This is a genomic window from Streptomyces sp. NPDC051921, from assembly GCF_040680975.1.
In the GTDB taxonomy this organism is placed as follows: domain Bacteria; phylum Actinomycetota; class Actinomycetes; order Streptomycetales; family Streptomycetaceae; genus Streptomyces.
On the sequence record NZ_JBFAXU010000049.1, the window covers coordinates 1 to 10388 of the forward strand.

The 10388-nt window shown below is 70.7% G+C and carries 7 protein-coding genes and 1 pseudogene; 3 read left to right on the forward strand and 5 right to left on the reverse strand.

Annotation, left to right across the window (positions count from 1 at the left end):
* Nucleotides 1-205: 205 nt before the first annotated feature.
* The 4 genes and pseudogenes from AB0M16_RS35980 to AB0M16_RS35995 all read right to left on the reverse strand — a co-directional run.
* Nucleotides 206-1162 (reverse strand): hypothetical protein, encoded by a 957-nt coding sequence (locus tag AB0M16_RS35980; protein WP_365350730.1) that lies wholly within the window; start codon nt 1160-1162, stop codon nt 206-208.
* A gap of 102 nt (nt 1163-1264) precedes the next feature.
* The gene (locus AB0M16_RS35985; RefSeq protein WP_365350732.1) at nt 1265-5629 is read right to left on the reverse strand and encodes a WD40 repeat domain-containing protein; all 4365 of its coding nucleotides are present in this window, start codon (nt 5627-5629) and stop codon (nt 1265-1267) included.
* A complete protein-coding gene (locus AB0M16_RS35990) occupies nt 5622-7094 on the reverse strand; it encodes a hypothetical protein (protein WP_365350734.1) in 1473 nt (490 codons plus the stop codon). Before AB0M16_RS35990 ends, AB0M16_RS35985 begins: the two co-directional genes overlap by 8 nt.
* Before the next feature lie 112 nt (nt 7095-7206).
* Nucleotides 7207-7502, reverse strand: a pseudogene (locus AB0M16_RS35995) (ATP-dependent helicase); the annotation flags it as partial.
* 146 nt (nt 7503-7648) lie between these two features.
* On the opposite strand from AB0M16_RS35995, the gene AB0M16_RS36000 reads away from it, so the two are divergent.
* Together AB0M16_RS36000 and AB0M16_RS36005 are read left to right on the forward strand one after the other, a co-directional pair.
* Nucleotides 7649-7900 carry a hypothetical protein gene (locus AB0M16_RS36000; protein ID WP_365350736.1) on the forward strand — a complete coding sequence of 84 codons (252 nt, stop codon included), beginning with the start codon at nt 7649-7651 and terminating at the stop codon, nt 7898-7900.
* Nucleotides 7900-8292 (forward strand): DNA-binding protein, encoded by a 393-nt coding sequence (locus AB0M16_RS36005; protein ID WP_365350738.1) that lies wholly within the window; start codon nt 7900-7902, stop codon nt 8290-8292. Before AB0M16_RS36000 ends, AB0M16_RS36005 begins: the two co-directional genes overlap by 1 nt.
* A gap of 120 nt (nt 8293-8412) precedes the next feature.
* Here AB0M16_RS36005 and ychF read toward each other — a convergent pair whose 3' ends face one another.
* The gene (gene ychF / locus AB0M16_RS36010) at nt 8413-9501 is read right to left on the reverse strand and encodes a redox-regulated ATPase YchF (RefSeq protein WP_365350740.1); all 1089 of its coding nucleotides are present in this window, start codon (nt 9499-9501) and stop codon (nt 8413-8415) included.
* A gap of 161 nt (nt 9502-9662) precedes the next feature.
* Here ychF and AB0M16_RS36015 point away from each other — a divergent pair, with 161 nt between their 5' ends.
* Nucleotides 9663-10283, forward strand: a complete 621-nt coding sequence (locus AB0M16_RS36015) for a DUF6542 domain-containing protein (protein WP_365350742.1) — start codon at nt 9663-9665, stop codon at nt 10281-10283.
* Nucleotides 10284-10388 lie beyond the last annotated feature (105 nt).

Consider the following 10388-nt stretch of genomic DNA (forward strand, 5'->3'; position numbering starts at 1 on the left):
GGCACGACGAATCGATGCCGTCAGGCTCTGGTGCTTCTTGCGGAATCGCTGTCCGGGGCCGACCGGGGCCGGTGCTCACGTCGGACAACTCGGAGGACACTACAGACCACCCGCCCCCGTGTCAACATCGGTCCTGAAGCGCACCCGCCGGGCACGCTCTCGACGCCTCGGGCGAGGCCACAGGGGCTGCCCCGCCGGCATCGGGTCACACGACAGGAGGCACGAACTGCCTCGTGGCGGTGGAGGCCAGCCGGGAGAAGAGGGTGCCGGAGAAGCCGAACAGCAGAGCGAAGGCAAGTGCAAGCGGCTGCGTGGGGGCGTCCCAGGAGTTGTCGAGGAAGACCTGGCCGAGAAGGTTGAGGTCCGGATCGGCGAGCATGCGGACCAGCAGGAGGCCCCCCACCGCGGCGAGAGCACCCCCGACCGGGGCCAGCACCAGAGCCCCCCATGACCTGGGACGTTCGGGCTGCGGCCGCAGGACACCGATGACGGGCGACAGGAACCCTCCGAAGGCACCCAGCAGCATCGTGAGCTGGTGGTCGAGGGCCAGGCCCAGGGCGAGGACCGCGCCGACGCCCGTCGTGGCCAGCCAGAGAGCAATGCGTTGTTGTTCGAACTCTGCCTCGGTTGCGGCTTCCTCGCGCGCGTGGAGGCGTTCCCACGAGGCGATGAGCAGGGGCCGTGTCTCCGGACCGGAGGCGGGAGCGCCCGTCAGCACGTCGGAGAGCTCGTTGTCGACCGGGCGGCCGGAGGCCCCCAGTTCCAGGCGCAGGGACTGCAACAGCACGGCCACCTCCCCGTCGCTCTCCAGCCGCAGCAACCTGCGTTCGGCGGCGTGCAGGACACGCCAGGCGGAAGCGAGCTTCGACAGGGGAATGGCGACGACACCGGCATGCGGCAGCAGCTTCCAGGCCACTGTGCCGAGTCGTTCGAGGTCGTCCAGGCGTTGCATCACCGCGGTGAGGGTCGCCGTCGCGACCGGACCGTCGTTGTCCGCAGCAAGGGTCTCGGCCCTTGCACGGCAGTCACGTATCCGGCCCGACAGATCCCGGTAGCGCGGCGCCGCGATCAGGCCCCGGCTGGTGACGAACACGATGCCCAAATAGATGGCACAGGCCAGTACCAACGCCTGGTTGCCGCTCTCCATCAGCTGTTCCGGCACTTCGAGTCCCCTCTCCCCATCGGCCGACCGCCCCGAGTGCCGGCCGACCGTGCTGAATCTCGTCCGACATCGTGCGTTCGTGGGCCACGGGCCCGATCTGAGCTAGCCGGTCACTCGTATCTCCGGCAGGTTGATGACCACCAGCCCCTCCGGGCAGGCGACCGCCACCCGGCCGTCGGCCGTGCAGAGGCCGTGGACCGCCACACCGATGGGCACGACCGAGGACGCCGCGAGGCCGAGCGGATCCCAGATCCGCAGATCGCGGTCCCAGCTGCCGCTGATCAGTCGGGGACCGTCTGGGCCGGTCCTGGCCCAGGTAATCGCCGTGACGGGCTTGGAGTGCCCTCTGAGGACGCTCTCCTGAACGCCAGTGGCCGGGTCGATGATGCGGATGGCGCGATCTTTGCCACCGACGGCCAGCAGCCACCGGCCGTCGGTCTGGAAGGCGCAGAGAGAAAGAGCGGCGGCGGGAAGGCGGACGGGCTCGCGAGCCATGGTCCGATGGTGCGCGTCCCACACCCGGAGCGTCCGGTCGTCGCCCACGGTGGCGAGCATGACACGCTTGCTCTTCGTCTCGGGGAACCACGTCATCGCTGCGACCCTCTTCTCGTGCGCGACGAACTCGGCCCCGAAGGTGGTGTGGGCGACCGGGTCCCACAACCGGACGTGGCGGCCGTAGGCACCGGCGAGCAGGACGGTCTTCTTGCCCGGCCCCGGGAACGAGGCCAAGGCGGTCACCCGGCCGCGGGCGATCAGGGGGAGTCCGATGCGGCGGCTGTCGGCGGGGTCCCAGATCCATACGCGTCCGCCGTTGCCCGCGGTGGCGAGGAGTTGAGCCCGGCCACCTCTCTGAACCGCCGTCACCGCGTGGACCGACCGGGGGTGGAGTAGCGTCCCGATCGATCGGGGTTGGGCGGGGTCCCACAACCGGGCCGTCCGGTCGCTGCTCACCGTCGCGAAGCTGACCCGGCTGTCCTGCCGGCGGTAGGGGCTGACCGCATGGACGGAACCGCCGTGGCGCAGCGTGCCGTCGTCCAGGAAGGCCGGGCGGGCAGCAGGATCCCAGGTCTTCACCCTGCCGTCCTGGCCCCCGGTGGCGAGCATCGTTCGCTGATCGGGCCCCGTGAAGACGTGGAGGGCGCGGACGCCTTTGGTGTGCCCTGTGGTCCACGGCTCGCCGATCCGGTTCCCGGTGAACGGATTCCAGAGGCAGAGGGTGCCGTCGTCGCCGGCGGAGGCCAGCATCGTCCCCCCGTCGGGCCCGGCGAAGACGGCAAGATCGTTCACCCACTTGGTGTGGCCGGTGAGTTCCGGCCGTACCTGTGTGCCCGTGGCCGGATCCCAGATGCGTATGGTCCTGTCCTCGCCGCACGACGCGAGCAGAGGCTTGCCACCGTGTCCCGTGAAGCTCCTCACCACGCCGATGCGGCCGTGCCGGGCGTCCCACTCGGAGACCGGGGCATTGCCCGCCGATTCCGCGAGCGGGTCCCAGATCCGGATCCTGCCGTCCTGCCCGGCCGTGACCAGCCGAGGCAGTGGTCTGCTCCCCGGAGCGGCCTGCTCGGTGAACGTCGTCATGGCGCGCACCCAGTGACGCCTCCCTGCTCCGGGCCGCCTTCGGTACCGGGACGCACTCTCGCCCTGCGGCTCGGACGCGGTGCTGAACGACCCGGACAACGAAGCGGTCGTGGGATCCCAGAGCCGTACGACGCCGTCGTCGCCCCCTGAGGCAAGCAGCACCCGTCCATCCGCGACCAGGACAGTCAGCGAACGCACTCCACCAGGATGCTCGAGCGAAGGCAGCACCTGTGCCCCTTGTCCCCGGACCGCCCAGACACGGATGGCATCGCCGCTGCCTCCGGCGGCCAGCAGAGTCCGCCCGTCGGGCCCCGAGAACGCCTCGACCGCCCGCACCTCCCTCCCCCGTGGACCGGGCAGAACGTCCACGCGCTCTCCGGTGGGGCTCCAGACGCGCACGGTGCCGTCCGCGCCGCCGGCAGCCAGCAGATCGGTGCCACGACGGCCGGCGTACGAAGTCAGCGCATTGAGCCCCAGGCGGCCCCGGCCGTCCATCGTGGTGTGCGGACTCTGGTGGCGCAACCAGGCCTGGTGCACGGTCCAGGACGCGTCGCCGCTCCCCCGAGAGGGAGGGGCGGGGAACTCGGTCGTTCCTGCCTGCTGCGCCATGGCGATCTCGCGGATGCCCCGCCGGTCGCGCGCGTGCGCGTTCACGAGACGGTGCCGCGCGCCGATGACCCCGGCGATCTCGACCGGCGTGTCGGGCCTGCCCAAGGCGCTGCGCACCGCGTCGGCACCGAGCGACCGGGCGTCCAGCCGGTCCAGTACATCGGTGCGTGCCCCCAGGTCCCGCCAACCGTCTACGCCCGCCACGGCCGCGTGCCCAGAGAGGTACCGGAACACGTAGGGATGCAGCGGGCCTGCGGATCCCTTCCGTACGAGGCCCAACAGCGCCCGGACGATGCGGCCGTGGCCGGCCCGGACTTCGGCTTCGCCGTCCGCGGCGAGGAAGTACTCCTGGAACGTGTGATGGGCCAGTCGGTATACCGTCACTCCGTCGTCGTCCAGGCTGATGTACGGCGAGGCGGTTCGGGTCAGTCTTTCGAACTCCGCGTGGGAAGGTGCGGGTTCGCCTGACAGCGCTTCGACCACGGTGGTCCAGATGCCGCCCGTGAGCGGCAGTCCTCCACCCTGGGCGTAGGCGAGTGCGCGCAGCATCCGGCCGTACGCAGGTTCCGCGGCGCTCATCCTGTCGACGGCCGTGCCGAACAGGCGTCGGGGGTCGGCGTCGGCCAACAGCTGCTTCAGCCGGCCGGGGTCGTCAAGCAGCCGGGGGCGGGCGAGGATCTCGTGGACGGCGAGGCGCGCGAACAGGAAGCCCCAGCCGTCCGGCTCGACCATGTTGCGGATCTGTCGGTGAGCCCTGCTGGGCAGTCCCTCGCCCAGGGCCGCGGCCAGCCGGTCCAACACGTAGGCCACGACGTCGTCGGGCTCGGCCGTCAGCGTGACCAGCCGGGTCCGGTCAAGCGGAGCTCCAGCGCCACCCGAGGGGAGGGGGGCGGCGCCGAGCGCTTCGAGGATGTCGAGGACGCGCCGGGGACCCGTACCCGAATCCCGCGGCACAGGATCGTCCGACCGGCTTTCGGCTTCCGTGGACGGCCGCGTCCCCACGACCAGCCGCACCCCGGGGAGGGCGGCCAGGGCGCGCAGCACGCTGTCGGCGATCTCCAAAGGGTCCTGTGCCTCGTCCAGTCCGTCGAGCAGCAGGGTGAGCCGCAGCCCACTCGTGCGCACGCGATGGACGAGCCACCGGGCGGGCTGTCGCAGGTCTCGTGGGGACCAGGGCCTGCCCAGCCCGCAGGCGTTCGCGATCGCCGACACGGCAGCGGCCGTGCTCAGGTTGCGCAGCGTCAGCGCCGCCGTGAACACGTCGTCCGGCGGGCGCTTTTCTTCCTCCTCCTCGATGACCAGTTCCAGGGCATCCAGCACCGCGCGCAATGCGGGCTGGGACTGCGCCCACAGCCACCCGAGGAAGGCCGACTTGCCGGCTCCCGGCTCTCCGGTGACGACGAGCATTCCCGCGTGGGACTCGCGCAGCCACCCCACCACCTGTGATCGTTCCGCTCGGCGCCCCGTGAAGTGCCATGTCACATCTCCGTACTGGGCGTTCTGGGCGTCCCGGACACTTTCGGTGAGCTCCTCGATCCGTTCGCGGGTGAGGGCCCGCAAGGAGGCGTCGAGCCGGTCCATCATGTCGAGCGGGCCGCGGACCGACAGCCAAGGATCTCGGCGGACGAGGCGCGCGGCGGTCATTCCGGACGGTTCGCTGAAGTCACTCCCGTGCAGGAGCTCCCTCAGCCGCGCCGCCAGCTCCTGGAGGGGGATCACGGCACGCCCGCGGAAGTCGGTGCCCACCGCCTGCTCCAAAGCGGTGCCGAACTCCCCGAGCCGGGTGGTGCCGGAGCCGGACACACCGAAGAGCAACACGCTGTGCTGCCCCTTCTCCGCTCTCAGGACACTGCTGGTCTGTTCGATGAACGTCCTCGAATGGCAGGCGTCGATGACGACGAAGGTCCAGGGAGGTTCGGAGCTGGAGTGCGTACGGTCACTCAGTGCGTCGGCGAAGTCCTCGGGCCGCATGCTGCTGGAAGCGTCCCAGGTCAGCAGTCTGGCCCGCCGGTTGGCCAGTTCGCCGTGGCCGATCCAGTACAGGATCGTGTCGCTCTCGTCGGCGCGGCGGCTCCAGTCCGCCAGCCTGTCCGTGACCGCGGCGTGGCCGCGGCCCTCCATGGGGACGTCCCAGGCCTCGTCCTCCACCCCGAAGAGCGCGAAGACCGCGCGGACCCGGGCGAGTTCGGCCTCGACCTGGGGGAGGCGCTCCGTTCCTTCACGCGAGTACGCGCCGATGGCGAAGGACAGCATCCCCGGCGGCTTCTCGGGCTCAGTCATCGTTCACCGGGTCGGCCGCGAGGACGAGCTGGCTGATCGGTGCTCCTTCGGGCGGCTGGAACGTCACGCGGTGGAGCCCGGGACGTTCGAGCGTGATCGGCGCGTGCAGTTCGCCGTCGCGCCGCTCGATCCGGAAGGTGTCCTCCCACCTCCGGCGCGCGCCGACCGACTCGACCGTACAAAAGGCGTCGGGGCGGTTCTCCGCTCCGGTGACGACAGCGGTCCAGGTCTTTCCGGGGAGTACCGCGCCGTCCGGCGTATCGAGCCCTGCCTGTCCGGCTTCCGCTCCCATCGGGGGCCCGAGCGTCCCGATGTCCCCGTCCCGCAGGATTCTGGCCACCAGGCGGACGACCTCGTCCGCCATCCCCAGACCGGAATGCGACTGGAACAAGCGGGCCACCGGCCGCACACCCGGTACCTCCGCGGAAAAGCCCGGGACGGTGCCGTCGCCCCGTTCGTCCTCACGGCTGGGCGCCTCGTCCGTACCTCGCAGCGACGTGAAGAGCGGAGTGACGACGCCGTTGTCGATGCGCATGCTCTGCATCGTCCGCTGGGCGGTCCCCATCAGCAGCTGGTGGTCCGGCAGCGCGGGGAGGCCCGTCACCTGCCGGTCCGTCCACGCCTTGGCCTGAACTCGGTCTCCGCCAAGTCCTACGACGTCGGCGGACGTGAGGCGCCGCCCGGCACCGCCGTCGTCGAGACAGCGGTAGGCGGGTAACAGGTCGTACACGCCGGGAAGGACGGCCGCGAGAGCGCGAAGGCCGTCGTCAGGGTCGCGCCGGCCGATGGCCGAGGCGGGGCGCTTCGCGGGAAGCAGCGGGACACCGCGGCCTGAGTTCAGGAGGACCGCCGCTTTCGGAGTGCCGTGAAAGGGGGTGCCCAGGGTGACGCAGGTTCTGATGAAAGGCCTGATTTCGGGGTCCAGCGCCAGGTGGCGCACCAGCAGACCGCCCATGGAGTGTGCGACGAAGACGAGCTTCGCCGGTTCCTGGGGCTGTACGGGATGCCGTCGCCTGGCCCGGTCGTGGGCGTCGTTCGCGCGCCATCGTTCCAGGTGCTTCAGCGCGTCCCTGGCGAGCAGCCTCGCGTTGTGGGCCACGGGGAGCCGCCAGTCGTAGGGGAACTCGCGCACGGCGTCCGGGTCGGCCACGGCGCTGTGAACTCCGCGGAGCAGCTCGCGGTAGCGCTCGATGCCGCGGAAGCCCGGGAACCAGGCCGCATACCTCAGGAGCGTGTCAGGGACGATGCGTCCGTACCGCCCCTCCAATTCGTCCGCGTCGAGCCGCAGCCTGCGCAGCGAGGCCCCCGTGAACCAGGACGCGACGACGGGCCCGTCCCCCCACACCTTCTTCCCCGTGTGGCGGTCCACCAGCACGCTTCCCATGATTCCGGGGATGACGACCACTGCGTCGTGGGTGGCGTACGGACGCGGTACCTCGCTGCTGGCCGACCGCCTGGCGCTCATGGGGCAGACGATAATCGCCCGCGCGATCATCTTGGGGCGTTATGCCGAGACCGGCGGAGCGGGATCGAGGATGGCCTCACGCATGGCGTGGTGCTGCGACGGCGAGCCCCTCAGTGCGCTGTCCCACGCCGGGAATCTGGCGCAACCGGTAGGGGCCCGCTTCGAGAACACGGCCCACTGTGCACAGGCCACTCTTCGCTACGTTCCCCAGCCGCATGCGTCCTTCGGTGACGTCCTGCAGCCGGGCGGCGGGGTGGCGTCGAGCTCCCGCGTGACCGCCGCGTCGGGAATCGGCTTGAGCACCGCCCGCACCGCCTCGACCGCCCTGGCGTGGTCACCGGCCACTGCCTGCGGCGCCTCGTGGAGTCGCCCTCCTCTCGCGACCGTGACCCGTTCGCCACGCCCCACGCGTCCCGCCCCTCTCCGGCCCTCCCCGCATCTTCCCACCGCCCCCACCGGGCCTCGCCGGGCATTCGCAGCTCGCTGCGGATCAACCGAACCTCGGGGCGGTCATTCACACCCCCTGACTTACGACCGCCGGTAGGATTGGCACCATGAGCGGTAGTAGGAAGTATTCGATCAGCCTGCCCGAGGATCTCGCCGAGGCCGTACGCGCCCATGTCGGACCCGGCGGTTTCTCCGCCTACGTCGCCGAGGCTCTCGAACAGAGGGTCGCCATGGACCAGCTCCGCGAGATCGTCGCCGACTTCGAGACCGACAACGAAGCCCTCACCCGCGAGGAGGTCGAGGCCGCCCGGGCGCTGCTGCGTCACGACCACCGACAGGCCGGCGGTGCCGCCGCCTGATGCCCGGCACGCTCCTGCTCGACAGCGAAGGACTCTCGAAGCTCTACCGCAAGGACCGCACCGTCGTGGCTCTGGTCCAAGCGGCATCGGAAGAGGGTGTCCGCGTCGCCACCAGTGCCATGACCACCCTCGAGGCCGACTACGAGCGCATCCATCCCGCCCGCATCAAGTGGGTCCTCTCCCGCGTCGACGTTCACGACGTCACCAAGGAGGTCACCGACCAGGCCGCCGCGCTTCTGCGCGCCCATCACCTCCGCGGCCACAAGCACGCCATCGATGCCGCCTTCGCCGTCATCGCCCGCAACGCACCCCGGCCGGTCACCGTCCTCACGTCCGACCCCGAGGACCTGACGCTCCTGTGCGGCCCTTCCGTGGAAGTCGTCAAGGTCTGAGGCAGCCTGACGCCGACCAGACCTGCCGCCGCCCCACGTCACAGGGCAAGGACTCCACGCGGACAGACGCCTGTGCCCGACCTGCCAACAGGCGGGTCGGGCACAGCTCTTGACGAGACGTCACACGTTGAAGCGGAACTCCACCACGTCGCCGTCCTGCATCACGTACTCCTTGCCCTCCATGCGGGCCTTGCCCTTGGCGCGGGCGTCGGCGACCGAGCCCGTCTCGACGAGGTCCGCGAAGGAGATGACCTCGGCCTTGATGAAGCCCTTCTGGAAGTCGGTGTGGATCACACCGGCCGCCTCGGGGGCCGTGGCGCCCTTCTTGATGGTCCAGGCGCGGGACTCCTTCGGGCCGGCCGTCAGGTAGGTCTGGAGGCCGAGGGTGTCGAAGCCGACGCGGGCGAGGGTGGCGAGGCCGGGCTCCTCGGCGCCGACGGACTGGAGGAGCTCCATGGCGTCCGCCTCGTCGAGCTCGGCGAGGTCCTGCTCCAGCTTGGCGTTGAGGAAGATCGCCTCGGCCGGGGCGACCAGGGCGCGCTGCTCGTCCTTGAAGGCGTCGTCGGTCAGCTCGTCCTCGTCGACGTTGAAGACGTAGAGGAAGGGCTTGGTCGTCAGGAGGTGGAGGTCGTGGAGGAGCTCCGCCTTCTCCGAGCCCTGGACGATGCCCGCCGAGAAGAGCGTGTCGCCCTTCTCCAGGATCTCCTTGGCCGCCTCGACGGCCACGACCTTCGGAGCCACGTCCTTCTTGATCCGGGACTCCTTCTGGAGTCGCGGCAGGACCTTCTCGATGGTCTGCAGGTCGGCGAGGATCAGCTCGGTGTTGATCGTCTCGATGTCGTCCTTCGGCGAGACCTTGCCGTCGACGTGCACGACGTTCTCGTCCTTGAAGGCGCGGATGACCTGGCAGATCGCGTCCGACTCGCGGATGTTCGCCAGGAACTTGTTGCCCAGGCCCTCGCCCTCGCTCGCGCCGCGCACGATGCCGGCGATGTCGACGAAGTCGACGGTGGCCGGAAGGATCCGCTGCGAGCCGAAGATCTCGGCCAGCTTGTCCAGGCGGGCGTCCGGGACGCCGACGACGCCGACGTTCGGCTCGATCGTGGCGAACGGGTAGTTGGCCGCCAGCACGTCGTTCTTGGTCAGGGCGTTGAACAGGGTCGACTTGCCGACGTTCGGCAGGCCGACGATTCCGATCGTGAGCGACACGGTGGCGACTTCCCTAGGAGGAGTGGAGGTGGGGCGATCCCCCAGTTTACGGGGGCACCCGAGCGGGCCCGACCGGGCGAAGACCCCCTCTTCCCGCCAAGGTCACCCAAAGGGCGTGTCCCGCAGGGGGTTCCCGGCCCCTTCCGACCTACGTTGGTGGTGTGGAGCAGCACAGGACACGCAAGCCGCAGCCCCGCCGCCCCGCCGAGGGTCGGCCGCAGGCCCCTCTGACGCCGCCCGGCGCCCTGGTCGAGGGCGCCGCGGTCTACCGCGTCGCCTCCCGGCCGCGCCCGGGCCGGCCACGCGTCGAGCGCACGGCGCCGCCCGTCGTCATGGCGCTGCGCCGGCTGCCCAATCCCCGGCTGACCGGTCTGGGCGCCGGGCTCTTCGCCTCCGCCGTGATGCTGGTGATCGGCTTCCTCGACTGGCTGCTGTTCGACAGCTCCCCGGTCGTCTTCGGGCTGCTCTTCCTCCCCGTGAGCGCCCTGACCGCGCTCTGGGTGCGCACCGCCGACCTGGTCACGGCGCCCATCTCCGTGCCGATCGCCTTCGCCGTCGGCATCGTGCCGATCTCCGGCGGTACGGGTGGGGTCGGCGGCCAGGCCATGGCCCTGGTCACCGCCCTGGCCGTGCACGCCGGCTGGCTGTACGGCGGCACCCTCGTCGCCGGCCTCATCGCCAGCGTCCGGAAGGTACGCGACATGGGGCGCCGTCAGCGGGCCGCGGGCGCCCCGGGCAAACCCGTACGACCGGTCCGCCGCCCTGCTCCGGAACGCGGCTAGGACGACGGCGAGGAGGGGTCCGGGGCCGGAGCGGGGGAGGGGGTGTCCGGACGTTTCAGGCGACCTCCACGAGCGGAGCGAAGTGGAGCTCGCAGTCCGGACACC

Bases quoted from the DNA above. Each gene is read 5' to 3' on its own strand.
- AB0M16_RS36005 (WP_365350738.1), top strand. From the start codon at position 7,900: ATGCCCGGCACGCTCCTGCTCGACAGCGAAGGACTCTCGAAGCTCTAC.
- AB0M16_RS36000 (WP_365350736.1), top strand. From the start codon at position 7,649: ATGAGCGGTAGTAGGAAGTATTCGATCAGCCTGCCCGAGGATCTCGCC.
- AB0M16_RS35985 (WP_365350732.1), bottom strand. From the start codon at position 5,629: ATGACTGAGCCCGAGAAGCCGCCGGGGATGCTGTCCTTCGCCATCGGC.
- AB0M16_RS35990 (WP_365350734.1), bottom strand. From the start codon at position 7,094: ATGAGCGCCAGGCGGTCGGCCAGCAGCGAGGTACCGCGTCCGTACGCC.